This is a genomic window from Pelagerythrobacter marinus, from assembly GCF_009827515.1.
GTDB lineage: Bacteria > Pseudomonadota > Alphaproteobacteria > Sphingomonadales > Sphingomonadaceae > Pelagerythrobacter > Pelagerythrobacter marinus.
Genome location: NZ_WTYO01000001.1, coordinates 430994 through 452690, shown reverse-complemented (window position 1 = coordinate 452690; position 21697 = coordinate 430994). Strand labels below are relative to the sequence as shown.

The following is a 21697-nucleotide window of genomic DNA, read 5'->3' as shown; positions in this document are numbered from 1 at the left end:
GGCCCGCGCGGGGCCGCGCCACGGCCGCAGGTGGGCGCGGCCGAAGGGGTATGCCGGTGGCGATCAGCGACAGCGGGTGCTGCCCCGGTCGATCTCGCGGCCGAGCAGCGCGCCGCCTGCCGCGCCGAGAATCGCGCCGAGCGTGCGATCCCCCCGCCCGGCGATCTCGTGCCCGATCAGGCCGCCGACCGCGCCGCCGATCAGCAGCCCGGTCGTGCCGTCGTCGCGGCGGCAGTAGTAACGGCCGTCGCGCCCGCGCCAGACGCGCGTATCGCGGCTCACCCGCTCGTAACGGTCGCGGTCGTAACGGTGATCGCGGTCGTAGCGGTCCCGATCGTAGCGACCGCGCTCGTAACGACGGTAATCGCGATAGTCGCGATCGCGATAGCGCTCGCGCCACTGGGCATTGCCATCGCTCTCGTACAGGGCAGCGCGCTCCGCCTGGAAGGCATGGGCCGGTTCGGCTGCCTGCGCGGGCGCGGCCAGGGCCAGGCCGGGCGCCGCAATGGCGAGGGCAGCGATCTTCACGGGGGACTTGATCATCGCTTCATCCTTTCATCGTCTCGCTGAAGGCCCGGAGTGGCCAGCCGCGTGATCTGTTAAGCTTTAAGCCCCGTTTTCTGAACGCCATGCAACGCCCGGTGCAGAAAGATCGATTTGCGATGAATCGAGCGACCATGGCCGTGCGCCGTGCCGTTGCACGGCCGCCGGGCGCGTCCTAAATCGCACCGACGATGGACAGCGCGAGCCCCCCTCCCCGCCAGTCGGGCTTCGTTGCCGGCCTTTCCGCCTATTTCATCTGGGGCTTCCTGCCGCTTTACCTGATCCTCGTGCGCGAGGTGCCGCCGTTCGAATTCGTCGGATGGCGCATCATCTGGACCCTGCCCATCTGCCTCGTGATCGTCGCCGTGCGCCGCCAGGGGCCGGAGATCATGCGCGCGTTGCGCCAGCGGCGCACGCTGGTCACGCTGCTGGCCAGTTCCACGCTCATCGGTGTCAACTGGCTGGTCTACGTCTGGGCGATCCAGAACGGCCAGGTCTACGCCGCCAGTCTGGGATATTACATCAACCCGCTGATCAACGTCCTGCTCGGCACATTCGTGCTGGGCGAACGGCTGACCGGCCGGCAATGGGCGGCAGTGGCCATCGCCGCCGCGGGCGTGGCCCTGCTGCTGGGCGGCGCGATCACCACGCTGTGGATCAGCCTGACCCTGGGGCTCAGCTTCGGGACTTACGGCCTCCTGCGGAAGCGGGTGGACGTCGGGGCCCTGCCGGGCCTGACGATCGAATCCGCGCTCCTGCTCGTGCCCGCGGTCGCGATCGCCTGGTGGTACGCCGCCTCTGCCGCGGGTTCGGCCTTCTTCCAGTCGGTCGAACTCAGCCTGGCGATCGTGCTCGGCGGCGTGGTCACCGCGGTGCCCCTGCTGCTGTTCGCAATCGCGGCGCGGCGGATGGACTATTCCACCCTGGGCTTCCTCCAGTTCCTCGCCCCAACGATCGTCTTCATCCTTGGCCTGACCGTGTTCGACCAGCCGCTTCGCCCGGTCCAGGTCGCCTGTTTCGTGCTGATCTGGACCGCGATCGCGGTCTTCGTCTGGGACATCCTCGTCCGGCGCAAGGCCGACAAGGTCCTGCAGGCCTGAGCCTCAGCCCGCCAGGGTCCAGCGCAGGCGCTCCCCCGCGTGGAAGGGGACGATCGGCGTGCCGCCGGCATCGATTTCGGCCGGCACCTCGACCGGCGTCCGTCGCAAGGTAACGCGCTCCTCGTTCAGCGGCAGGCCATAGAAACGCGGCCCGTGTTCGCTGGCGAAACCCTCGAAGCGATCGAGCGCTCCCTCGTCCTCGAACACCTCGAGATAGCTTTCCAGCGCGAAAGGCGCGTTGAAGATGCCGGCGCAGCCACAGGCGCTTTCCTTCGCGTGGCGCGGGTGCGGCGCGCTGTCGGTGCCGAGGAAATACCGGGGCGAGCCCGATGTCGCCGCCTGTCGCAGCGCCAGGCGATGCTGTTCGCGCTTGGCCACCGGCAGGCAGTAGGCATGGGGCCGGATACCGCCCACGAGCATTGCATTGCGGTTGATGTGCAGGTGCTGCGGGGTGATCGTCGCCGCCACGTTGTCCCCCGCCGAGGCAACGAACTGGACCGCGTCGGCCGTGGTGATGTGTTCGAAGATCACCTTGAGCCCCGGAAGCGCGAGCAGCAGCGGTTCGAGCACCCGGTCGATGAAGACCTTTTCCCGGTCGAACACGTCGATCTCGGCATCGGTGACTTCGCCGTGGATGCACAGCGGCATCCCGATCGACGCCATCCGTTCGAGCGCGCCGCGGATATTGGCCACGTCGGTCACCCCGTGGGCCGAATTGGTCGTGGCATTGGCCGGGTAGAGCTTGGCCGCGGTGAAAACGCCCTGCTCGAATCCCCGGGCCAGTTCTTCCGGGTCGGTGTCGTCGGTGAGATAACAGGTCATCAACGGCGTGAACCGGATGCCGGCGGGCACCGCCGCCATGATCCGTTCGCGGTACGCGGCCGCGCTTTCCACCGTGGTCACCGGGGGCGCCAGGTTGGGCATGACGATGGCGCGCGCGAACTGGCGGGCCGTATGGGCGGTGACGGCCTGCAGGACCGCCCCGTCGCGCAAGTGGACGTGCCAGTCGTCGGGCCGGCGGATGGTCAGGGATTCGGGGGTTTCGCTCATGGGGGTTCCCTTAGGCTCGCCGGGCCCTATCTGTCACCCATGACCGGAACCCGCCTGTTCGAACGCGCCGTCGTGCGCCTGGCCCCGCAGGACGACGCGGAAGACGCCGCCGCCTTCCTCCAGGGCCTTCTCACCAATGACGTCAGCGGCCCCCTGCCCGCCTATGCCGGGCTGTTGAGCGCCCAGGGCAAGGCCCTGTTCGACCTGATCGTCTGGCCCGGCGGCGAGCGCGAGATCCTGCTCGATTGCGAGGCCGACCGGGCGGAGGAACTGGTCCGGCGCCTGTCGCTCTATCGCCTGCGGCGCAGGATCGACATCGCGGTGGACGAGAACATCGTCGTTCACTGGCGCAAGCAGGTCGGCGACGGGGCCGCCGACGATCCGCGCCTCGCCGATCTCGGCCAGAGATGGATCGCGCCGGTGGCCGACGACGACGCGCCGGCGGACGACGAATGGCGCGCCCATCGCCTGTCGCTCGGCGTGGCCGAGGGGCACCGCGAACTGGGCGATATCCTGTGGCTGGAAACCAACGCGATCGAACTGAACGGCGTGAGCTTCGACAAGGGCTGCTACGTCGGGCAGGAGAACACCGCGCGGATGAACTGGCGCCAGAAGGTCAACCGGCGGCTCGTGGTCGTGCCGCTGGAGCGCTCGGAAGAAAAGCGCCGCCGCGCCGCCTATCCCGAACTGGGGCTGGCGGTGGACCACCTGCGGACCGATGCGATCGCCCCCGACCTGGTGCCGGCCTGGCTCTCGGCGAGCCTTAATCGGGCTGACTGACCGCCTCGATCGAGCTCAGCAACATGCGCTCCGCCCGGTCGCGCGCGGCGGTTTCGGGGAGCTTGAGCGAGCGGGTGAGCGCCGACCCGATCAGCGCGTCGCCCATGGCCATCAGCACCAGGGCCAGGGTGTCCTCGTGCACGCGGGCGACGTTCTCGTGCGGGCCGGCCTCTTCCGGCGCGATCTCGTCCACGAGGAGATGGATCGTCTCGACCACCGGGGCCAGCGCATCCTCGTTCCCGGTCAGGATCATCCAGCTCGCCAGGGCACCGGCGCCTTCCTTGTCGAACGCGTCGAAGGCGAGGTCCACGACCTCGCGCGGAGAGCCGAGGCCGGCGCGACTGGCACGAACCGCGTCCTTGATGCTTTCGCACACCGTTTCCGCCAGGTGGCGGGCGAGTTCCTTTTGCAGCCCGGCGGCGGAGCCGAAGTGGTGGAGGAGATTGGCATGGGTGCGCCCGATGCGACCGGCGACGGCTTTCAGCGTCACCGATTGCGGGCCCGTCTCGATCAGGAGCGCCCGGGCAGCCTCCAGCGCCGACCGGCGACTTTCTTCGGGGGTGAGGCGCTTGCGGCTTGCCATGCGATTCCTTGAACAATAAAACGGTGGCCCATGAACGGGGACCAAGCCAGCGGCCTAGAGCGGCCGGGCGGCGACGACAAGTCGCCCCGCACCGGCGGAAGCGCGACGCCCGGCGATCACGCGCTGAACATCCGCGATCTGAAGTTCTGCCGCGAAGGCCGCCCGGCGCGGTGGTGGCACTCCGGCGATCCGGTTGCAACCGCCTGGTACAACTCGGTTTCGGCGAGCCTGCCCCGCGGGGAGAAGTTCTTCATCCAGGTGATGAAGTACTACGACGACAAGGTCCCGCCGCGCATGGCGGCCGAGCTGCGCGCCTTCACCCGGCAGGAATCGAACCACGCGCGCGAACACGTGGCCTTCAACAACCTGGCGCAGAGCCACGGCTACGACATCGAGAGCATCGACAAGGGGATCGAGGAAATGCTCGCCCTGACCGAAGGGCGCCCGGTCGAATTCAACCTCGCGATCACCATCGCGCTGGAGCATTTCGCCGCCTCGATCAGCCACTGCCTGCTGACCGATCCGCGCTATCTCGACGGCGTGGACGAAGAGATCGCCGAAATGTGGCGCTGGCACTCGATCGAGGAGATCGAGCACAAGGGCATTACCTACGACGTCTGGCTGCACGCGACGCGCGACTGGTCCGCCTGGAAGCGGTACCGGGTCCGCGCGCTGATCGCGCTGCTGATCACGCGCCGTTACTACAACAACCGGGTGCGCGATGCGCTCGGCCTGCTGCGGCAGGACGGGATCACCGGCCTGCGCGCCCGCTGGCGGCTGTTCCGGCACCTGTGGATCGCACCGGGGATGATGCGGCGCATGTTCTTCGACTGGGCCAAGATACTTCTTCCCGGCTTCCATCCCTGGAAGCAGGACGACCGGCCGCTGATCCGCAAGTTCGACAGCCCCTATGCCGACGCGGTGATGCCGGCCGAATAGGCCGCTCCCTACGTTTCTTGCCGGCTCCGATGCACCGGTCCGCGCGCGGGCAGGTGTAGCTGCGCGCAGGCTATTGACACACCTGTCAGTATCGTTACTGACATTGTTGTCAGTAATCATTCCGAGTCACCCTTTGCCATGAACGCCCCCGCCTCCATCCCGCTGGACCGTGCCGCCGCTCCCACGCCCGCCGACCTGTCGATCACGATTCGCGACGAACGGTTCAATCGCGAAACCAAGCCCCGCCGCTGGTGGGCCGGCGATCCCTTCGGCACGGCCTGGCACAATGCCCTGTCCGCCACGTTCCCGCGCGGCGAGGCGTTCTTCATCGAGGCGGTGAAGGCCCATCGCGACGGCGCCGGCCCGAAGCTCGAGGCCGAGATCCGCGCCTTCGTGAAGCAGGAAATCAATCACACCCGCGAACACATCGCCTTCAACAAGCTGGCCGAGGATGCAGGCTACGACATCAAGGCGATCGACAGGCGCGTCGGCGAACTGCTCGCGCTGACCAAGGGCCGCCCGGAGATCCTCAATCTCGCTGCGACCATGGCGCTGGAGCATTATACCGCGATGATGGCGCACGAGTTTCTCGCCAACCCGCGCCACTTCGAATCGGCCGATGCCGAAGTGCGCGACATGTGGCGCTGGCACGCGGTCGAGGAGATCGAGCACAAGGGCGTGGCCTTCGACACCTGGAACCACGCCACGCGCGACTGGTCGAAATGGCGGCGTTGGAAAGTCCGCAACCTGATGATGCTGGTCGTGACCGGCCGGTTCTTCAAGAACCGGTGGGAGGATTCGCTGAACCTCCTGGCGCAGGACGGGATCACCGGGTGGAAAGCCCGCTGGGGGCTGCTGCGGTACCTGGCCGTGAGCCCGGGCATCGTGCGGCGGATATTCCCCGCCTGGCTCGCCTATTTCCGGCCCGGCTTCCACCCGTGGGACCACGACGATCGCGCCTTGATCGGCCGCTACGAAGGCGAGTTCGCCGACGCCCTGCTGCCCGCCGAGTAATCGCCCGCAGGCTCCCGCCCGTCAAAGCGGCGCACCCGGGCATGCGCGCGGCTGTTGCGCCTTGCTAGGCCGCGCGCATGCCCGGTTCGCTCTCGCCCTCGAGGTCGAGCGCATATTCGGCCGCCAGCGCGTCCGCCCCGCGCCCGCAGCTGTGACGCGGCCGCACGGCGCCGGTCGGTGCGAAGCCGAGCTTGCGAAGCACCCTGCCGGACGCGGGATTGTCGAGGAAATGGCTCGCCACGACCCGCGAATGGCCGAGCATCCGCGCGATCTCCAGCGCGGCCCGGCCCGCTTCGGTCGCGTAGCCGCGGCCCCAGTGGGGACGGGCGATCCAGTACCCCAGCTCGGCGGCGCCATCGGCCGGGTCGATCCCGACACAGCCGATCAGTGCGGCATCGTCCGCCCGCGCGACAACGAAGCGCGGGTAATGCGGCGTCGCCGGCCGCGACACGAACTCGCGGGCATGTTGCGGGCGATAGGGCCACGGCGCACGGGCGAGGTTGCGCACGACACCCTCGTCAGCAATGCCGCCCAGGATCTCGCACCAGTCCTCGGGCCATGGCGGTCTCAGGAGCAGTCTCTGGCTGCGATGGAACATCTGCGTTCTCTCCTCTTCGCCCCCGCCCCGCCCGGTAGTGCGGGTCGATGACAGTGGCATGGCGGCGGCGAAATATTCGCCGATACGAGAGGGAGATACGACAAGAGGGAGACGGGTCGGCCCCATCTCCCTCTTCGTCTGCCGGCACGTGGCGCCGGCTGGGACCGTCCCGTTTGGACGATCCCCTTATCGGATCGTCCGGTTATTCCGCGGCTTGCGCCAGCATGTCGACCGATACGTATTTGCGGCCGAGCTTGCCCGAGTGGAATCGCACCACGCCTTCGGCGAGCGCAAACAGCGTGTGGTCCTTGCCCATCCCGACGTTGGCGCCCGGATAGAACTTGGTCCCGCGCTGACGCACGATAATGTTGCCCGGGATCACGCCCTGGCTGCCGAACTTCTTCACGCCCAGGCGACGGCCAGCCGAATCGCGACCGTTACGCGACGAACCGCCTGCTTTCTTATGTGCCATCGTTCGTGATCCTTACTTCTTGGCTTCGGACTTGGCCGCAGCCTTCTTGGCCGGCGCCTTCTCGGCGGCGCCTTCCTTCTTCGGAGCGGCCTTCTTCGGAGCGGCCTTCTTCGGAGCGGCCTTTTTTTCGGCCGGCTTCTTCTCGGCGGCTTCGGCCTTCTTGGCCGGCGCAGCCTTCTTCGGCGCGGCTTCGGTAGCGTCCTTCTTCGGCGCGGCCTTGGAATCGCCGACCGCGGTAATGCGCAGCAGCGTCAGCTGCTGACGGTGCCCGGCCTTGCGACGATAGTTGTGGCGGCGGCGCTTCTTGAACACCACCACCTTCTCGCCCTTCGCCTGGGCAATGATCTCGGCCGAAACGGCAACCTTCGACGCGTCGGCGATCTTGTCGCCTTCACCCGCGAGCAGGACATCGCCCAGCGTCACCGTGTCGCCGGCTTCCCCGGCGAGCTTTTCGACCGCGATCTTGTCTCCGGCGGCAACCCGATATTGCTTGCCGCCCGTGCGCACTACTGCGAACATGGTGCTTACTTCCAATCTCGTTGCTTGTGCCCCCGCCTTCGTGGAAGGGGCGCGTCCGATGCGCCGCGCATGGCGGCTCCCGGAAAGATGGGTGCCGTTAAGGGAAGCGGTCGGACAAGTCAACGGCGGAATCGGCACGAAGCGCCTTCGTCTTCCCGGTTATCTCGGCAGCTCATCGCAGGCCGGCCGCACGCCGGCAAGCCGTCGCCGGCAAGTCACCGGTGGAACTGGGCGGCGAGCGTGCTAGAGCACGAAGCATGAGGCCCGCCGCCATTCGCCCCGCCCCGACAGCCCGCGCGCCCCGCCACATCGCGGCGCTTCTGCTGGCCGCGCCGCTGGCCGCCTGCGCCGCCGGCGGCGGCGACTATCCCTCGCTCGCCATTCGCGATGCCGAACGTGTCGGCGGCAGCCTGGAGGCGCCGGAACCGGCCGATCCGCCGCCGGCCCCCGCACCGCCCAGCGCCGAACTGCTCGCCCGCGTGGCGCAGCTGCGCGCGGAAGGCGAGAGCGCGCATTCGGCGTTCCGCGAGGCCTTGCCGACGGCGCGGCGCGCGGTCCGGGCCGCCGGCGGCGCTCCGGTAGAAACCGACCGCTATGCCGCGGCGCAAGTCGCGCTGGCCGACCTCGATTCGCATCGCAGCCGCACGGCCATTGCCCTGGGCGATCTCGACGCCCTCTATGCCCAGGCCACGCTGACGTTCGAAGCACGCGCGCCGATCGCCGCGGCCCGGGACGCGGTGACCGCCCTGGTGGGCGAGCAGGACGCAATCCTGGCCCGGCTTCGCGCGGCGCTCTAGCCCGTCGCCCAGCGGCGCAGGTCGCGTCGATCCTCGGCCCGCGGCTCGATCCAGTGCCAGCCGTCGCCGCGCTTCTCGCGCTTCCAGAACCAGGCGGCGGACTTGAGGTGGTCCATGCAGTAATCGACCGCCTCGATCGCCGCGCGGCGATGCCGGGCCGCGGCCGCGACGCAGACGATCGGCTCGCCCGGCGCCAGCCGCCCGACCCGGTGGAGGAGGACCAGTCCCATCAGCCCGAAACGGGCCAACGCGCTATCCGCCAGCGCCTCCATGCCCGGCAGGGTCAGCGGCGCGTAGTGCTGCAGTTCCAGCGCCTCGACCCCGCCGCCGGCGCGCACGCGGCCCACGAACGTGGCGATCGCCCCCGCCCCGGGGCATCGCGCCGCCAGTTCCTCGCCCGGCGCGCCGGGATCGAACGGCGCGGAGAGCAGGCGCACGTCGCGCATCGCTCAGCCCCCGCTTACCGGCGGGAGGAACGCGACCTCGTCCCCCTCCCCGGCGGACAGATCCCGCTTGTCGGCCAGCAGTGTGCCGTTGATCGCCAGCTTGACGCCGGGCGCGCGGACCGCCTCGACCAGGGCGTCGCCGCCGACGCGGGCGAGATGGCCCTCCAGGGCCGGCCAGTCGCACCGCTCGCTGGTGGCGATCACGTGCTCGCCGGTGCCGGCGAGATCCGCCAGCTTGCCGAGGAAGACCATTTTCATCCGCCCGTCACCGACATGTGCCGCGGCTGCGCCGGGGCGGCGGCGGGGGCATCGATGCGGAAGTGATGACGCGCGGGCTTGATCCGCATGGCCTCGTCCAGCGCGCGATCGAGCGGCTCGTCGTCCTCGCCCGAACGCAGCGCCGCGCGCAGGTCGACGCGCTCCGCCCCGCCGAGGCAGGGATAGAGCTGCCCGGTCGCGGTGACGCGGACGCGGTTGCAGCCGTCGCAGAAATTGGCGCTCAAGGGCGTGATGAAGCCGACCCGTCCCCCGGTTTCGGCAATATCGGCATAGCGGGCCGGTCCGCCGGTCCGGTGGGCGGAGGGCGTCAGGGTCCAGCGTGCTTCAAGCGCGGCCCGGACGGTATCCAGCGGCAGGTAGCGATCGAAGCGATCCTCCTCCACCTCGCCCAGCGGCATGACCTCGATCAGGGTGATCGCATGCCCCTGGCCATGCGCCCAGGCGACGAGATCGGGGATCGCGTGATCGTTCACGCCGCGCAAGGCGACGGTGTTGATCTTGACCGAGAGGCCCGCGGCCCGCGCGGCCTCTATCCCGGCCAGGACGTCGGCCAGCCGGTCGCGCCGCGCGAGCCGGGCGAAGGTTTCCGGCTCCAGCGTGTCGAGCGACACGTTGATCCGGCGAACGCCGGCGGCGGCCAGCCCATCGGCATGGCGCGCCAGTTGCAGCCCGTTGGTCGTGAGCGTCAGCTCCTCCAGCCCCTGCCCCAGTTGCCGGCCCAGGGCACGGACGAGGTCCATGACGTCGCGCCGCACCAGCGGCTCGCCGCCGGTCAGCCGGATGCGGCGCACGCCGCGCGCGATGAAGCCAAGCGCGAGCCGGTGAAGCTCCTCCAGCGTCAAGATGTCCCGGCGCGGGAGGAACTGCATCCGTTCGGGCATGCAATAGGTGCACCGCAAGTCGCAGCGGTCGGTCACCGACAGGCGCAGGTAATCGATCCTGCGGCAGTGACCGTCGACCAGGGGCGCCTGCACGTCCATCGCGCTACCCTGCCCCATCCGGTGCGCGCTGGCCACCGCCGTCGCCTCCGCCGGCTTCTCCGGGGGGCGCCAGCGGCAGGTACTGTCCCGTCACCCCCGGCGCCTCGGCAAGATAGCGCTGCGCGGCGGCGAGGCTGGCGGAGCCGGGGGACGCGACGGCGTTGACCCGGCGCGGCGCGTGCTTTCGCGCCAGCGCGGCCACCGCGGCGCGGCGCCAGCCGCCATGCGCGTGATCGGCCGGGGCGAACGCCAGCAGCAGGTCCTCGCCCGAGGCCAGGATCTCTTCGGCAAAGGGCAGCCAGTGCTGGTGGAACACGGCCGCCGCCGCCAGGGGATCGCCGGGCAGGTCGTCGACCGCGATCACCTTCATCCGCGCCGCTCGCGCGTCAGGGTAATGCCGATCCGCTCGCCCGCTTCGGCGATGGCGAGCTTGACGATCTTGACCGTCACCGTCTCGACCCGGTCGTCCTGGAGGAACAGCGTTTCGCAGATGTGGTCCGCGACCGCTTCGATCAGCTTGAAATGGACGCCGGGAGGCAGAGCCTCGGTGGCGGCGAACTTGAGGTCCATGTAGTTCTTGCTCGCATCGAGCGGGGTGTCGGGGGCGTAGTGCGGCGCGCACTTCAGCCGGGCCTGGATCGTGATTCGCAGCGGCTGCGGCTTGCCCGTCTCTTCCGAGTAGATCCCTGTCAGGACATCGTGTTCGAGATCGGCGACTTCGAGGATCAGCGAATCGGCCATTTCCAGCGCTTAGCCCTTATTCGACCAGCGTGCGAAGATCGCGGTGGGGAGGAGGCGGGGATCTTTGCCTTCTTCGCGCAGCGAAAGGTCGCCGTGTTGGATCTGCCCCGGCAGGTCCTTCAGCGCCGAGGCAAGCAGTCCGCCCAGCGCCAGGCTGCTCATCCGCACGGCATAGACGGTCAGGAACAGGAACCGGCTGCGATCGTCGAGCAGGCGGCGGCAGTCGGCGACGAGCCCCGGCAGGCCTTCCTCCAGCCGCCAGACTTCGCCGCCCGGCCCGCGCCCGAACTTGGGCGGATCGAGGATGATCCCGTCGTAGCGCCGCCCGCGCCGCACCTCGCGCGCGGCGAACTTCGCCGCGTCGTCCACCAGCCAGCGCACCGGCCGGTCCTCCAGCCCCGAAAGCGCCGCGTTGGCCCGCGCCTGGGCGACCGATTTCTTCGACGCATCGACATGGGCAACCCGCCCGAACCGGCTGAGCGCCAGCGTGCCGACCCCGGTATAGCCGAACAGGTTGAGCAGCTCGGCATCGTCCCGCCCATCGAGCTGGTCGCCCATCCAGCGCCAGACCGGCGCCATGTCGGGAAAGAAGCCGAGGTGGCGGAACGGCGTGCACTGCGCGGTGAAACGCACGCCCTCCCACGCCAGCGGCCAGCCTTCGCGCGGCACGTCCTGCGCGAACTGCCAGCGCCCGCCGCCATCCTCGTCCGAGCCGGGCACGAATTCGCCGTGCGCCTGCCAGCCGGCATCGCGCGGGGCCCACATCGCCTGGGGTTCGGGGCGCACGAAGCGCCAGGGGCCGTAACGTTCGAGCTTGCGCCCGTGGCCGCTATCGACGAGGCCGTAGTCGGCCCAGCCTTCCCCCGCCATGACCAGCGGCTGTTCGACCAGCTGCGCCATCAGCGCGGCGTCGCGTGGGCGGCGACATGGCCTGCGACCGCATCGTATTCGCCGGGCAGCTCGACCATCCGCTCCTCGCGCTCGAACAGTTCGCCCACCCGCGCGGGCAAGGCCGGGCGGAAACCGGTCGCGCGCTCGACCGCGTCGCGGAACTTGGCCGGGTGCGCGGTGGCAAGGGTGACGATCGGCACATCGGCCGGCAGGTCCTGCTGCCGCTGCGCGGCGTGGAGGCCGATCGCGGTGTGCGGATCGATCGTCTGGCCGCCGCGGTCCCAGGCCCAGCGGATCGCCTGAGCCATGTCGTCGGCATCGGCCCGCGCGCTGGCGAACAGCGCCGCCGCACCCTGGCGCTGGGCATTGGTGAGCCGCATCGACCGGGTCGCCTCGAACCCCTTCATCTGTTCGGCCAGCGCCGCCCCGTCGCGCCCGCCGGCATCGAACAGCAGGCGTTCGAAGTTCGAACTGACCTGGATATCCATCGAAGGCGCCGCGGTGGGCGTCACCTCGCCCGCCGAATAGTCGCCGTCGGCCAGCGCGCGGTGGAGGATGTCGTTCACGTTGGTCGCCACCACCAGCCGTTCGATCGGCAAGCCCATGCGCGCGGCGACGTAGCCGGCGAAGACATCGCCGAAATTGCCCGTCGGGACGGAGAAGGCGACCTTGCGCCCCGGGGCGCCGAACTGCAGCGCGGCGGCGAAGTAATAGACCACTTGCGCCATCAGGCGCGCCCAGTTGATCGAATTGACCGCCCCCAGCGCGAACCGGCCGGACAGCGCCGGGTCGGCGAACATGCGCTTCACCATCGCCTGGGCATCGTCGAAGCTGCCTTCGATCGCGATATTGTGGACGTTGGGCGCCAGCACCGTCGTCATCTGCCGGCGCTGGACGTCGCTGACGCGCCCTTTCGGATGGAGCATGAAGATCTCCACCCCCTCGCGCCCCGCGACCGCGTCGATCGCGGCCGACCCGGTATCGCCGCTGGTCGCGCCGACGATCGTCAGGCGCCCGCCCTTGCGGCCGAGGAATTCCTCGAACAGCAGGCCCAGCAATTGCAGCGCGACGTCCTTGAACGCCAGCGTCGGCCCGTGGAACAGTTCGAGCAGCCAGTGGCGCTGGTCGAGCTGGACCAGCGGCGTCACCGCATCGTGCGCGAAGCGGCCATAGGCTTCCTCGCACAGCGCCAGCAGCCGGTCGGCGGACAGGCTGCCGCCGACGAAAGGCTGCATGATCCGCGCCGCCAGCACCGGGTAAGGCAGCCCGGCAAGCGCCGCGATCTCCGCGCGCGAGAGCCGCGGCCATTCGCGCGGGAGGTAGAGCCCGCCGTCGCCGGCGAGGCCGGCCAGGGTGACCCCTTCGAAATCGAGCGCCGGGGCGCTGCCGCGGGTAGAGACATATTCCATCAGGGCGAAGCGACTAGCCGCGCCCCGCACGCCCCGCAAGCAACAGAGCCTAGGCCGCGCCGTGGGTTTGCTTCTTTCCGCCCGCCGCCGAGGTATCGGCGCGCGCTTCCCCGGCCCCGTCCAGCCCGCGCTTCAGGCGGCCGAGCCCGGCGGCGGCGGCGGCCGCGTGGGGCCCGATCCAGCGTTCGTGGATCGCCTGGATCGGCATGGCGTCGAGGTGATTGAACCGCTCGCGCCCCTTGCGCACCGCGACCACCAGCCCGGCCCGTTCGAGCACGCGCAGGTGCATCATCACCGTGGTCCGGTCGATCGCGGGAAAGGCGGCGCACAGTTGCTTGGTGGTCAGCGGCCGCAGCTTCAGCGCGTCGCAGATCTCGCGCCGCACGCGGTTGGCCAGGGCCTTGAAAACACGGTCGAGCTCGTCTTCGTTTGACATGTTAGGTTTTTATAACATAATTGGCCGCGACTCAAGAGGAGCGTCGATCATGCAGGTGAATTTCAGGATCTCGGGCCGGATCGCGAAGCCGGTGGACGAAGTGTTCGAAGCGGTCGCCGATCCCGGCCAGCTGTCGCGTTTCTTCACCACCGGCGGGGCGCAGGGCCGGCTGGAAACCGGGGCCACCGTGATGTGGGAATTCGCCGATGTTCCCGGCGCCTTCCCGGTCGAGGTGATCGAGGTTGTGCCGAACGAGAAGATCGTCCTGGAATGGGCCGCGCAGGAAGCCGAGAGCGGCGAGATCGGCGCCAGGCTGCACGATGCCGATTACCGGACCACGGTGACCATGCTGTTCAAGCCGACCGGCGACGGGCGCACGCTGGTCGAGATCGCCGAGGAAGGCTGGCGCGACACGCCCGGCGGATGGCGCAGTTCGTACAACAATTGCGAAGGGTGGACCGGGATGCTGGCCGCGATGAAGGCCTGGCTGGAACACGGGATCAACTTGCGCGAAGGTTTCTACAAGTAGCTTTACGAGGGAGATTGCCGATGCCCAGGTCCGTCCTGCCTTTCCTGATGTTCCAGGGCGACGCCGAGGCGGCGCTGGAATTCTACCGCGCCACGATCCCCGGCGCCGAAGTGGATCGGGTGGAGCGCTACGGCGAAGGCGAACAGGTGCCCGCCGGCCGGTTCAAGAGCGCGCGCCTGACGCTGGCCGGGCAGGAGATCATGGTGCTCGACAGCCCGCCGGTCCACGATTTCACGTTCACCCCGTCGTTCTCGTTCCACGTCGAATGCGCGGACGAGGACGAAGTCCGCACCCTCGCCGAAGCCCTGGCGCAGGACGGGGCGACGATGATGCCGGTCGGAAACTACGGCTTCAGCCGGCTCTTCGCCTGGGTCAGCGACCGCTTCGGCGTTTCGTGGCAGCTCAACTGCGCGTGACGCCCCGGGCCCCGTCCTCCGGCCCGCGCCACCTGCGGCGCAGCGCGAGCCAGTAGATCGCCAGCGCGGTGAGCGCGAAGAAGAACCACTGTCCGGCATAGGCGAGGTGATTGTTGGGCACGTTCGCCGGATCGGGCGGGGCCAGCGGGGCCAGCCCGGCCATCGGGCGCCCGGCAACGAGCCGCGGCCCGGATGCGATCACCCCTTCGACCGTGCCGCCCTGCCATTGGGGGGCCTGCGGCCGTTCGGACCAGCCGATCGCAATGTCCGCCTCTTCCCCCTCGCCGATTGCGCAGTGGGCGATGTGCGCCCAGCCCTTGCGCCCGTCGGCCGCCGTGCCCGCGCGGCTGGAAATCGACAGCACCCGTTTGCAATCGAGCTGCGCATTGCGGAACAGGTTGCGTTCGGCCTCCCCCTCGGTGCGCGGCCAGGGCACGGCGGCGGACATCGTGCGCGCGCCCTCGTAGCGTGCGAGCAGCGCCTCTTTCTGCCGCATCCGGTCGAGCTGCCAGAACCCGAGCGCGACCATCGTCGCGACCGCCGCCAGCACCAGGATCGTCGGCAGGACCGGGATCTTGCGGGTCATGGCGCGCGCCCGCCCGCCTCGCGCGCGGCATTGCGATACTCTGCCCCGATCAGCCAGGCTTTCGCGACGCGCAGGCCGAAGACCACCGCCAGCGCGGTGATCGGCACCCACAGCAGGACATGGACCCAGAACGGCGGCTGCACCGCCAGTTCCAGCCAGATCGCCAGCCCGGTGATCAGCGCGCCGATCGCCAGCGTCAGGAAGGCCGCCGGCCCGTCGCCCACGTTGAACCGCTCGTAATCGAGGCCGCAGGCGCGGCACCGCCGGTCGAACCGGATGCCGCGCGCGAACAGCGTCTTGCCCGCGCAACGCGGGCACAGACCGAAAAGGGCAGCCGCGGCGGTGCCGGGCTGCCCCTTTTTCGTGCCTGGATCGCGCCCGTCCATCAATGGACCGGTGCGCCCCAGCTGCCCCAGATATAGACGGTGACGAACAGGAACAGCCACACGACGTCGACGAAGTGCCAGTACCACGCGGCCGCTTCGAAACCGAAGTGCTGGCGCGGGGTGAAGTGCCCCTTGTAGGTGCGCACGAGGCAGACGATCAGGAAGATCGTGCCGACCAGGACGTGGAACCCGTGGAAGCCGGTCGCCATGTAGAAGGCCGAGCTGTAGGTGTTGCCGCCGAAGGCGAACGGGGCGTGCATGTATTCGTAGGCCTGGATGCAGCTGAACAGCACGCCCAGCAGGATCGTCAGCCACAGGCCCTTCTTCAGCCCTTCGCGGTCGCCGTGGATCAGCGAGTGGTGCGCCCAGGTGACCGTGGTGCCCGAACACAGCAGGATCAGCGTGTTGAGCAGCGGCAGGTCGAACGGGTTCATCACCGCCTCGATCGCGACCGGCGGGAACTGGCCGCCGACGACTTCGGAAATCTCGCTCGGGAACAGGGCGAAATCGAACCAGCTCCAGAACCAGCCGACGAAGAACATCACTTCCGACGCGATGAACAGGATCATGCCGTAGCGCATGTGAAGCTGCACCACCGGCGTGTGATCGCCGGCCTGCGCCTCTTTCACGATATTGCCGAACCAGCTGAAGAACGTGGCGATCAGGCCGGCAATGCCGAGGCCGACGACGACCTGCCAGTTCGCCATTTCGTGCATGTAGAGCACCATCCCGCTGGTGAAGACCAGCGCCGACAGCGAGCCGATCAGCGGCCAGATGTCGGGGGGAAGAATGTGGTAATCGTGGTTCTTGGTTCCGGCCATTGATCGCAGGTCCTGTCTAAACGGTTGCGCGGCCCTTAATCGGCGGCGCGGCTTTGGTCCAGTCCTAGGGTGTGTCCGCCGAGGCGGGTTCGGATTTGCGGTGGAAGGTATAGCTCAGCGTGATCTGTTCCACGCCTTGCGCGTTGGGATCGTCCATGATCGCCGGATCGACGAAGAACAGCACCGGCATGCGCACTTCCTCCCCCGGCTGCAGCGTCTGCTCGGTGAAGCAGAAGCACTGGATCTTGTTGAAATACTTGCCCGTCTGCTCGGGCTCGACGTTGAAGGTGGCGGTGCCGGTGATCGGTTCGGCGCTGTCGTTGCGCGCGACGAAGAAGGCCATGTCGCGCTCCCCGATCTGGACCGTCTCGGTCACTTTCTCGGGCGCGAAGGTCCAGGGCATCGAGTGCGATGTGGTCGCGTCGAACCGGACCGAGATCGTGCGCGCGCCGGCGCTCTGCGCCATGCGCGCGGCGAGGTCCGCCTCCGCCTCGGTCGCGCGCTGGGTCGTGCCGCCGAAACCGGTGACCTGGCAGAAAAGCTGGTAGAGCGGGACCGCGGCATAGCCGAGGCCGACCATACCCGCGGCGGCGAGGAAGCTCAGCATCCCCACCCGCATGTTCCTGCGCTGGAGAGTGGCGCTCGTCATCGGTCAGTCCCCCATCTTGACGAAGGTGAGGACGTAGAACAGCACGACGAAGAAACCGAGCACCACGGCGAGCGCCAGGTTGCGGCCCTTGCGCCGCCGCTTGAACTCTTCCTGCTCTTCGGGTGTCATGCGATCCATCCTTGGTTTTGCGCCACGCGGTCGGCCACCAGCGCGGCGAACAGCACGAACAGGTACAGCACGCTGTATCCGAACAGGCGCTTTTCCGGCCGCATCGGGTCGCCCTCGCCCGATTCGCGCAGGGCCACCGGCAGCGAGAACAGCACGAACAACGCGGTCAGCGCCGCCGCCGCGCCGCCATAGATCACGCCCGTGCCGCCGATCAACCACGGCGCCATCGCCAGCGGCACCAGCAGCAGCGAATAGGCGAGGATCTGGCGCCGGGTCGAACGCTCGCCCCTGACCACCGGCATCATCGGGATGCCGACCTTGGCGTAATCGGACTGCACGAACAGCGCCAGCGCCCAGAAATGCGGGGGCGTCCACATGAAGATGATCGCGAACAGCAGGATCGGCATGGCCGTGACCTCGCCGGTCACCGCGACCCAGCCGATCATCGGCGGAAAGGCCCCCGCCCCGCCGCCGATCACGATGTTCTGCGGCGTGCGCGGTTTCAGCCAGACGGTATAGACGAGCGCGTAGTAGACGATCGAAAGCGCGAGGATCGCGGCCGAGAGCCAGTTCACCGCCAGCCCCATCAGCAGGACCGAGCCGACCGACAGCGCGACGCCGAAATCGCGCGCGTCGGTGCGGCGCAGGCGCCCGGCGGGGATCGGGCGGCGCGCGGTGCGCTTCATCCCGGCGTCGAGATCCGCCTCCCACCACTGGTTCAGCGTCGCCGCCCCGCCCGCGCCGAGCGCGATGCACAGGACCGCGACGAAGCCGATCACGGGGTGGACCGCGCCCGGCGCCGCCAGCAGGCCGCAGAGCCCGGTGAAGATCACCAGGCTCATCACGCGCGGCTTGGTCAGCGCGAAGAAATCGCGCCAGTCGGCCGCCGGCATTCGGGTCGTGGTCGCGGTCATCTCTTTCTCCCGCCCCCGGCGGAGCGGAGGGCGAACGCGGTGCAGCGCATCGTCGCCGGCCCCGCCTTGCACCCTGCCGGTCGCGTGCCCCTCCCACCCGGTGGGAGGGGCCGCCGCGTCAGGCAGTGGCCGGGCGGTGATCGTGGTAGTCGTGATGCTCCTCGATCACCGGCAGCGTTTCGAACTGGTGATAGGGCGGCGGGCTGGACAGCGTCCATTCCAGCGTCGTCGCGCCTTCACCCCAGTAGTTCGCCGGTGCCCGGCGCCCGGCGATGAAGGCGTAGGCGATGTTCGCGAAGAACACGAGCATCGAGGCCGCCATGATCGCGTAGCCGGCCGACGAGATGTGGTTCCAGTAGGCATAGGCCTCGGTGAAGTCCGGATAGCGGCGCGGCATGCCGTTCAGCCCGAGGAAGTGCTGCGGGAAGAAGATCACGTTCACGCCGATGAAGAAGATCCAGAAGTGGATGTGCGCCAGCAGCTCGCTGTGCATCCGGCCGCTCATCTTCGGGAACCAGTAGTAGAACCCGGCGAAGAGCGAGAAGACCGCGCCCATCGACAGCACGTAGTGGAAGTGCGCGACCACGAAATAGGTGTCGTGCACCACGTCGTCGATGCCGCCGTTGGCGAGATAGACGCCGGTCACGCCGCCCACGGTGAACAGGAAGATGAAGCCCAGCGCCCAGACCATCGGGCTCTTGAACTCCAGGCTGCCGCCCCACATCGTGGCGATCCAGCTGAAGATCTTCACCCCGGTCGGGACCGCGATCACCATCGTCGCGGCGGTGAAGTACATCTTCGTGTTCACGTCGAGGCCCACGGTATACATGTGGTGCGCCCAGACGACGAAGCCGACCACGCCGATCGCGACCATGGCATAGGCCATGCCGAGATAGCCGAACACCGGCTTGCGGCTGAAGGTGGCGATGATCTGGCTGACCATGCCGAAACCCGGCAGGATCATGATGTAGACTTCCGGGTGCCCGAAGAACCAGAACAGGTGCTGGTACAGCAGCGGATCGCCGCCGCCGCTGGGGTCGAAGAAGGTCGTGCCGAAATTGCGGTCGGTCAGCAGCATCGTGATCGCCGCGGCCAGCACCGGCAGCGCCAGCAGCAGCAGGAAGGCGGTGACCAGCACCGACCACACGAACAGCGGCATCTTGTGCAGGGTCATGCCCGGCGCGCGCATGTTGAAGATCGTGGTGATGAAGTTGGTCGCGCCCAGGATCGAGCCGGCACCCGCGAGGTGGAGCGAGAAGATCGCGAAGTCCACCGCCGGGCCGTCGTGCCCGTAAGTCGCCAGCGGGGCATAGACCGTCCAGCCGGTGCCCGCGCCGTAGCCCGCGGCCGTGCCCGGCACGAAGGCGGAGAAGAGCAGCGAACAGAAACCGGCGACCGTCAGCCAGAACGAGATGTTGTTCATCCGCGGGAAGGCCATGTCCGGCGCGCCGATCATCAGCGGCACGAACCAGTTGCCGAAACCGCCGATCATCGCCGGCATGACCATGAAGAAGACCATGATCAGGCCGTGCGCGGTGATCAGCACGTTCCACATGTGCAGGTTGGCGTCGAAGTTCGCCTCCCCGCCCATCAGGTCGACCCAGTAACCCAGGACCTGGATGCCCGGTTCGGCCAGCTCGGCACGCATGATGCCCGAGATCGCGCCGCCCAGGATGCCCGCGACGATCGCGAAGATCAGGTAGAGCGTGCCGATGTCCTTGTGGTTGGTCGACATGAACCAACGGGCAAAGAAGCCGGGCTTGTGATCGGCATCGTGATGCGCGTCTTCGGTGTGGGCCTGGAAGCCTTCAGCGGTAGTAGCCATGGTCGCGTTTCTCTTCGACGTGGATCAGTTGGTCGCGGCGGCCGGATCGGCAGCCTCGGCGTCGGCGGCTTCACCCGCCTCTAAAGTCGCTGCCGCATCGCCGGCCGCGGCGGCCGCATCGGGCTCGTCGCCGCCGACCGTGCCGCCCGGCTGGGTGCGGACCCAGGCTTCCCACTGGTCGCGCGGGAGCGCCTCGATCGCGATCGGCATGTAACCGTGCCGCGCACCGCACAGCTCGGAGCACTGGCCGTAATAGATGCCCGGCTCCTCGATCGTCAGCAGGCGCTCGTTCAGGCGGCCCGGAACGGCGTCGATCTTGAACCACAGCGAAGGCACGGCGAAGGCGTGGATGACGTCGGCGGCCGTGGTCTGGATGCGCAGCGGCGTATCGACCGGCACGACCATGCGGTTATCGACCTCGAGCTGGGCCGGGAAGCCCTTCGCCCGCGCCTCGTCCTCGGGCATCATGTTGGAAATCACCTCGAACCCGCCGTTGTCGGGATAGGCGTAGCCCCAGTACCACTGGTAACCGATGACCTTGATCGTCACCGCGTCTTCCGGCGGCGATTCGTACTGCTTGGTCAGCAGCGAGATCGACGGGATCGCGATGGCGACCAGGATCAGGACCGGGACGAGCGTCCACACGACCTCGATCGTGGTGTTGTGCGTCGTCTTCGAAGGGCTGGGGTTGGCACCGCGGCGATAGCGCACGATGACCCAGATCAGCAGCGCGAGGACGATTAAGCTGATCACGCCCATGACCCACAGCAGGCCGACGTGGAGGCCGGTGGCCGTCTTGCCGATCGGCGAATACTGTTCCTGCACGTCGAGCGCGCCGGGCGTCGGCTGCCCCTTGATCCACTCGGGGCCGAGCGGCTCGTAGCCGCCGGCGGCATCCGCCGCGTCCGTTTCGCCGGCCGCGTCGGCCGTGACGTCCGCCGCCGCGCCAGCGTCCACCGTTTCGGCCGCCACCGGCGCTTCGGTCGCGGCCTGTGCATGGGCCGCCTGGGGCGCGAGGGCCAGCAGGATAGCTGCCCAGAGGATGGTTGCGAACCGCGCTGCCCGCGTGGGCCAATCACCGAATTTCATCTGTCCGACGCTTTCCGTTCTTGTCGTTGCCGTTCTTATCGCTGAAGACCACATGCGCAGCCGCGAAAACCCCGTCGGGGGACAGGTCTGCGCGGGCCTATACGCGCGCTTGCCCCCCGTCTCAAGCGCTTCTAGGAGAAAAATCCCCAACCGGCCAGAACGGCCGGAATCTGCCACGGACGGGACAGCAAGCCGAGATGACCGAAGACGAAGTGCTCCACGAATTCCGCGCGAGCGAGGCCCTGCTCGAAGGGCATTTCAAGCTCTCCTCCGGCCGGCACAGCGCCTATTACCTCCAGTGCGCGCGCGTCCTGGCCGACCCGATGCGCGCGAGCCGCCTCGCCGCCGCGCTGGCGGCGAAGATGCCGCGCGACTTGCGCGCCGCGGTGGACAAGGTCGTCTCCCCCGCGATGGGCGGGATCATCATCGGGCACGAGATGGGCCGCGCGCTGGGCAAGGAGGCGATCTTCCTCGAACGGCCCGAAGGAACCTTCGAACTGCGCCGCGGCTTCCGCCTCGAGCCGGGGGAGAAAGTGCTGGTGGTGGAAGACGTCGTGACCACCGGCCTTTCCTCGCGCGAGGCGATGAAGGCCGTCGCGGCGGCCGGCGCCGACGTCATCGCCCTCGTCTCGCTGGTCGATCGCCGCGCGGGCGACGTCGCCTTCGACGTGCCCTATCACGCGCTGCTGGACATTACCTTCCCCACTTATGCCGAAGACGAGATCCCGCCCGAGCTGGCGGCCGTGCCGGTGACCAAGCCGGGCAGCCGCAAGTAG

30 protein-coding genes are annotated in these 21697 nt (G+C 68.6%); 8 read left to right on the top strand and 22 right to left on the bottom strand.

All coding sequences use genetic code 11. The features are described from left to right. Positions 1-63 precede the first annotated feature (63 nt). Entirely contained in the window at positions 64-543 is a 480-nt protein-coding gene (locus GRI72_RS02110; protein WP_160732260.1) for a glycine zipper 2TM domain-containing protein, read from the bottom strand. Positions 544-734: 191 nt separating this feature from the next. On the opposite strand from GRI72_RS02110, the gene rarD reads away from it, so the two are divergent. Further along, positions 735-1643 (top strand): EamA family transporter RarD, encoded by a 909-nt coding sequence (gene rarD, locus GRI72_RS02105; RefSeq protein WP_160732259.1) that lies wholly within the window; start codon positions 735-737, stop codon positions 1641-1643. Between the two features lie 3 nt (positions 1644-1646). Here the strand turns inward: rarD and pyrC are convergent, their stop codons facing one another. Further along, positions 1647-2693 (bottom strand): dihydroorotase, encoded by a 1047-nt coding sequence (gene pyrC, locus GRI72_RS02100; RefSeq protein WP_160732258.1) that lies wholly within the window; start codon positions 2691-2693, stop codon positions 1647-1649. Between the two features lie 39 nt (positions 2694-2732). Here pyrC and ygfZ point away from each other — a divergent pair, with 39 nt between their 5' ends. After that, positions 2733-3473, top strand: a complete 741-nt coding sequence (gene ygfZ, locus GRI72_RS02095; protein ID WP_160732257.1) for a CAF17-like 4Fe-4S cluster assembly/insertion protein YgfZ — start codon at positions 2733-2735, stop codon at positions 3471-3473. On the opposite strand, the gene GRI72_RS02090 is transcribed toward ygfZ, so the two are convergent. After that, on the bottom strand, positions 3457-4056 hold the full coding sequence (locus tag GRI72_RS02090; protein ID WP_160732256.1) for a TetR/AcrR family transcriptional regulator: 600 nt from the start codon (positions 4054-4056) through the stop codon (positions 3457-3459). The two genes, ygfZ and GRI72_RS02090, sit on opposite strands and share 17 nt — an antisense overlap. A gap of 30 nt (positions 4057-4086) precedes the next feature. On the opposite strand from GRI72_RS02090, the gene GRI72_RS02085 reads away from it, so the two are divergent. Beyond that, a complete protein-coding gene (locus GRI72_RS02085; protein WP_160732255.1) occupies positions 4087-4995 on the top strand; it encodes a metal-dependent hydrolase in 909 nt (302 codons plus the stop codon). A 138-nt stretch (positions 4996-5133) separates the two neighbouring features. Beyond that, complete coding sequence (locus tag GRI72_RS02080) at positions 5134-6009, top strand: metal-dependent hydrolase (protein ID WP_160732254.1); 876 nt, start codon at positions 5134-5136, stop codon at positions 6007-6009. A gap of 64 nt (positions 6010-6073) precedes the next feature. Here the strand turns inward: GRI72_RS02080 and GRI72_RS02075 are convergent, their stop codons facing one another. The 3 genes from GRI72_RS02075 to rplU all read right to left on the bottom strand — a co-directional run bounded on the left by GRI72_RS02075 (position 6074) and on the right by rplU (position 7598). After that, a complete protein-coding gene (locus tag GRI72_RS02075) occupies positions 6074-6607 on the bottom strand; it encodes a GNAT family N-acetyltransferase (protein WP_160732253.1) in 534 nt (177 codons plus the stop codon). Between the two features lie 202 nt (positions 6608-6809). Then, positions 6810-7079: a 50S ribosomal protein L27 gene (rpmA, locus tag GRI72_RS02070; RefSeq protein WP_160732252.1), complete on the bottom strand. Its 270-nt coding sequence runs from the start codon at positions 7077-7079 to the stop codon at positions 6810-6812. Positions 7080-7091: 12 nt separating this feature from the next. Next, the gene (gene rplU, locus GRI72_RS02065; protein ID WP_160732617.1) at positions 7092-7598 is read right to left on the bottom strand and encodes a 50S ribosomal protein L21; all 507 of its coding nucleotides are present in this window, start codon (positions 7596-7598) and stop codon (positions 7092-7094) included. Between the two features lie 257 nt (positions 7599-7855). Between rplU and GRI72_RS02060 the strand changes: the two genes are divergently transcribed. Further along, the gene (locus GRI72_RS02060; protein ID WP_160732251.1) at positions 7856-8395 is read left to right on the top strand and encodes a hypothetical protein; all 540 of its coding nucleotides are present in this window, start codon (positions 7856-7858) and stop codon (positions 8393-8395) included. On the opposite strand, the gene GRI72_RS02055 is transcribed toward GRI72_RS02060, so the two are convergent. The 8 genes from GRI72_RS02055 to GRI72_RS02020 are packed head-to-tail and all read right to left on the bottom strand — an operon-like array spanning position 8392 to position 13577. Next, a complete protein-coding gene (locus tag GRI72_RS02055) occupies positions 8392-8841 on the bottom strand; it encodes a molybdenum cofactor biosynthesis protein MoaE (RefSeq protein ID WP_160732250.1) in 450 nt (149 codons plus the stop codon). The two genes, GRI72_RS02060 and GRI72_RS02055, sit on opposite strands and share 4 nt — an antisense overlap. Positions 8842-8844: 3 nt before the next feature. Then, entirely contained in the window at positions 8845-9099 is a 255-nt protein-coding gene (locus tag GRI72_RS02050) for a MoaD/ThiS family protein (protein ID WP_237486685.1), read from the bottom strand. Then, positions 9096-10100, bottom strand: a complete 1005-nt coding sequence (gene moaA / locus GRI72_RS02045) for a GTP 3',8-cyclase MoaA (protein ID WP_160732615.1) — start codon at positions 10098-10100, stop codon at positions 9096-9098. Before moaA ends, GRI72_RS02050 begins: the two co-directional genes overlap by 4 nt. Before the next feature lie 4 nt (positions 10101-10104). After that, entirely contained in the window at positions 10105-10470 is a 366-nt protein-coding gene (locus GRI72_RS02040) for a Rossmann fold domain-containing protein (RefSeq protein WP_202388880.1), read from the bottom strand. Beyond that, entirely contained in the window at positions 10467-10841 is a 375-nt protein-coding gene (locus tag GRI72_RS02035; protein WP_160732249.1) for a dihydroneopterin aldolase, read from the bottom strand. Before GRI72_RS02035 ends, GRI72_RS02040 begins: the two co-directional genes overlap by 4 nt. A 9-nt stretch (positions 10842-10850) precedes the next feature. Beyond that, positions 10851-11741 (bottom strand): class I SAM-dependent methyltransferase, encoded by an 891-nt coding sequence (locus GRI72_RS02030; protein ID WP_160732248.1) that lies wholly within the window; start codon positions 11739-11741, stop codon positions 10851-10853. After that, on the bottom strand, positions 11741-13141 hold the full coding sequence (gene thrC, locus GRI72_RS02025; protein ID WP_160732247.1) for a threonine synthase: 1401 nt from the start codon (positions 13139-13141) through the stop codon (positions 11741-11743). The genes GRI72_RS02030 and thrC overlap by 1 nt, the downstream gene beginning before the upstream one ends. Before the next feature lie 49 nt (positions 13142-13190). Continuing rightward, positions 13191-13577 (bottom strand): ArsR/SmtB family transcription factor, encoded by a 387-nt coding sequence (locus tag GRI72_RS02020; protein ID WP_160732246.1) that lies wholly within the window; start codon positions 13575-13577, stop codon positions 13191-13193. A 49-nt stretch (positions 13578-13626) separates the two neighbouring features. Here GRI72_RS02020 and GRI72_RS02015 point away from each other — a divergent pair, with 49 nt between their 5' ends. Both GRI72_RS02015 and GRI72_RS02010 read left to right on the top strand, forming a co-directional pair. After that, positions 13627-14106, top strand: coding sequence for an SRPBCC family protein (locus GRI72_RS02015; RefSeq protein WP_160732245.1), 480 nt, complete (start codon positions 13627-13629; stop codon positions 14104-14106). A gap of 20 nt (positions 14107-14126) precedes the next feature. Beyond that, on the top strand, positions 14127-14522 hold the full coding sequence (locus tag GRI72_RS02010) for a VOC family protein (RefSeq protein WP_160732244.1): 396 nt from the start codon (positions 14127-14129) through the stop codon (positions 14520-14522). On the opposite strand, the gene GRI72_RS02005 is transcribed toward GRI72_RS02010, so the two are convergent. The 8 genes from GRI72_RS02005 to coxB form a co-directional block, all read right to left on the bottom strand. Next, positions 14509-15108: an SURF1 family cytochrome oxidase biogenesis protein gene (locus GRI72_RS02005; protein WP_160732243.1), complete on the bottom strand. Its 600-nt coding sequence runs from the start codon at positions 15106-15108 to the stop codon at positions 14509-14511. The two genes, GRI72_RS02010 and GRI72_RS02005, sit on opposite strands and share 14 nt — an antisense overlap. Next, positions 15105-15494 carry a DUF983 domain-containing protein gene (locus tag GRI72_RS02000; RefSeq protein ID WP_160732242.1) on the bottom strand — a complete coding sequence of 130 codons (390 nt, stop codon included), beginning with the start codon at positions 15492-15494 and terminating at the stop codon, positions 15105-15107. Before GRI72_RS02000 ends, GRI72_RS02005 begins: the two co-directional genes overlap by 4 nt. Then, a complete protein-coding gene (locus GRI72_RS01995; protein ID WP_160732241.1) occupies positions 15494-16315 on the bottom strand; it encodes a cytochrome c oxidase subunit 3 in 822 nt (273 codons plus the stop codon). The genes GRI72_RS02000 and GRI72_RS01995 overlap by 1 nt, the downstream gene beginning before the upstream one ends. 64 nt (positions 16316-16379) lie before the next feature. Then, on the bottom strand, positions 16380-16964 hold the full coding sequence (locus GRI72_RS01990; RefSeq protein ID WP_160732240.1) for a cytochrome c oxidase assembly protein: 585 nt from the start codon (positions 16962-16964) through the stop codon (positions 16380-16382). Between the two features lie 3 nt (positions 16965-16967). Continuing rightward, positions 16968-17093, bottom strand: coding sequence for a hypothetical protein (locus GRI72_RS14815; protein ID WP_272916359.1), 126 nt, complete (start codon positions 17091-17093; stop codon positions 16968-16970). Then, the gene (locus tag GRI72_RS01985) at positions 17090-18007 is read right to left on the bottom strand and encodes a heme o synthase (RefSeq protein WP_160732239.1); all 918 of its coding nucleotides are present in this window, start codon (positions 18005-18007) and stop codon (positions 17090-17092) included. Before GRI72_RS01985 ends, GRI72_RS14815 begins: the two co-directional genes overlap by 4 nt. 118 nt (positions 18008-18125) lie before the next feature. Continuing rightward, positions 18126-19832, bottom strand: coding sequence for a cytochrome c oxidase subunit I (ctaD, locus tag GRI72_RS01980; protein ID WP_160732238.1), 1707 nt, complete (start codon positions 19830-19832; stop codon positions 18126-18128). A gap of 24 nt (positions 19833-19856) precedes the next feature. Continuing rightward, the gene (gene coxB / locus GRI72_RS01975; RefSeq protein ID WP_160732237.1) at positions 19857-20921 is read right to left on the bottom strand and encodes a cytochrome c oxidase subunit II; all 1065 of its coding nucleotides are present in this window, start codon (positions 20919-20921) and stop codon (positions 19857-19859) included. A 197-nt stretch (positions 20922-21118) separates the two neighbouring features. Between coxB and pyrE the strand changes: the two genes are divergently transcribed. Further along, positions 21119-21697, top strand: coding sequence for an orotate phosphoribosyltransferase (pyrE, locus tag GRI72_RS01970; protein ID WP_160732236.1), 579 nt, complete (start codon positions 21119-21121; stop codon positions 21695-21697).

Bases quoted from the DNA above. Each gene is read 5' to 3' on its own strand.
- thrC (WP_160732247.1), bottom strand. From the start codon at position 13,141: ATGGAATATGTCTCTACCCGCGGCAGCGCCCCGGCGCTCGATTTCGAA.
- GRI72_RS02010 (WP_160732244.1), top strand. From the start codon at position 14,127: ATGCCCAGGTCCGTCCTGCCTTTCCTGATGTTCCAGGGCGACGCCGAG.
- pyrE (WP_160732236.1), top strand. From the start codon at position 21,119: ATGACCGAAGACGAAGTGCTCCACGAATTCCGCGCGAGCGAGGCCCTG.
- rarD (WP_160732259.1), top strand. From the start codon at position 735: ATGGACAGCGCGAGCCCCCCTCCCCGCCAGTCGGGCTTCGTTGCCGGC.
- GRI72_RS02080 (WP_160732254.1), top strand. From the start codon at position 5,134: ATGAACGCCCCCGCCTCCATCCCGCTGGACCGTGCCGCCGCTCCCACG.
- GRI72_RS02000 (WP_160732242.1), bottom strand. From the start codon at position 15,494: ATGGACGGGCGCGATCCAGGCACGAAAAAGGGGCAGCCCGGCACCGCC.
- GRI72_RS02085 (WP_160732255.1), top strand. From the start codon at position 4,087: ATGAACGGGGACCAAGCCAGCGGCCTAGAGCGGCCGGGCGGCGACGAC.
- rplU (WP_160732617.1), bottom strand. From the start codon at position 7,598: ATGTTCGCAGTAGTGCGCACGGGCGGCAAGCAATATCGGGTTGCCGCC.
- rpmA (WP_160732252.1), bottom strand. From the start codon at position 7,079: ATGGCACATAAGAAAGCAGGCGGTTCGTCGCGTAACGGTCGCGATTCG.
- moaA (WP_160732615.1), bottom strand. From the start codon at position 10,100: ATGGACGTGCAGGCGCCCCTGGTCGACGGTCACTGCCGCAGGATCGAT.
- coxB (WP_160732237.1), bottom strand. From the start codon at position 20,921: ATGAAATTCGGTGATTGGCCCACGCGGGCAGCGCGGTTCGCAACCATC.
- GRI72_RS02090 (WP_160732256.1), bottom strand. From the start codon at position 4,056: ATGGCAAGCCGCAAGCGCCTCACCCCCGAAGAAAGTCGCCGGTCGGCG.
- GRI72_RS02005 (WP_160732243.1), bottom strand. From the start codon at position 15,108: ATGACCCGCAAGATCCCGGTCCTGCCGACGATCCTGGTGCTGGCGGCG.
- GRI72_RS02015 (WP_160732245.1), top strand. From the start codon at position 13,627: ATGCAGGTGAATTTCAGGATCTCGGGCCGGATCGCGAAGCCGGTGGAC.
- GRI72_RS02055 (WP_160732250.1), bottom strand. From the start codon at position 8,841: ATGCGCGACGTGCGCCTGCTCTCCGCGCCGTTCGATCCCGGCGCGCCG.
- GRI72_RS02030 (WP_160732248.1), bottom strand. From the start codon at position 11,741: ATGGCGCAGCTGGTCGAACAGCCGCTGGTCATGGCGGGGGAAGGCTGG.
- GRI72_RS02075 (WP_160732253.1), bottom strand. From the start codon at position 6,607: ATGTTCCATCGCAGCCAGAGACTGCTCCTGAGACCGCCATGGCCCGAG.
- GRI72_RS02020 (WP_160732246.1), bottom strand. From the start codon at position 13,577: ATGTCAAACGAAGACGAGCTCGACCGTGTTTTCAAGGCCCTGGCCAAC.
- GRI72_RS14815 (WP_272916359.1), bottom strand. From the start codon at position 17,093: ATGACACCCGAAGAGCAGGAAGAGTTCAAGCGGCGGCGCAAGGGCCGC.
- GRI72_RS01990 (WP_160732240.1), bottom strand. From the start codon at position 16,964: ATGACGAGCGCCACTCTCCAGCGCAGGAACATGCGGGTGGGGATGCTG.
- GRI72_RS02110 (WP_160732260.1), bottom strand. From the start codon at position 543: ATGATCAAGTCCCCCGTGAAGATCGCTGCCCTCGCCATTGCGGCGCCC.
- GRI72_RS01985 (WP_160732239.1), bottom strand. From the start codon at position 18,007: ATGACCGCGACCACGACCCGAATGCCGGCGGCCGACTGGCGCGATTTC.
- GRI72_RS01995 (WP_160732241.1), bottom strand. From the start codon at position 16,315: ATGGCCGGAACCAAGAACCACGATTACCACATTCTTCCCCCCGACATC.
- pyrC (WP_160732258.1), bottom strand. From the start codon at position 2,693: ATGAGCGAAACCCCCGAATCCCTGACCATCCGCCGGCCCGACGACTGG.
- GRI72_RS02050 (WP_237486685.1), bottom strand. From the start codon at position 9,099: ATGAAAATGGTCTTCCTCGGCAAGCTGGCGGATCTCGCCGGCACCGGC.
- GRI72_RS02060 (WP_160732251.1), top strand. From the start codon at position 7,856: ATGAGGCCCGCCGCCATTCGCCCCGCCCCGACAGCCCGCGCGCCCCGC.
- GRI72_RS02035 (WP_160732249.1), bottom strand. From the start codon at position 10,841: ATGGCCGATTCGCTGATCCTCGAAGTCGCCGATCTCGAACACGATGTC.
- ctaD (WP_160732238.1), bottom strand. From the start codon at position 19,832: ATGGCTACTACCGCTGAAGGCTTCCAGGCCCACACCGAAGACGCGCAT.
- ygfZ (WP_160732257.1), top strand. From the start codon at position 2,733: ATGACCGGAACCCGCCTGTTCGAACGCGCCGTCGTGCGCCTGGCCCCG.
- GRI72_RS02040 (WP_202388880.1), bottom strand. From the start codon at position 10,470: ATGAAGGTGATCGCGGTCGACGACCTGCCCGGCGATCCCCTGGCGGCG.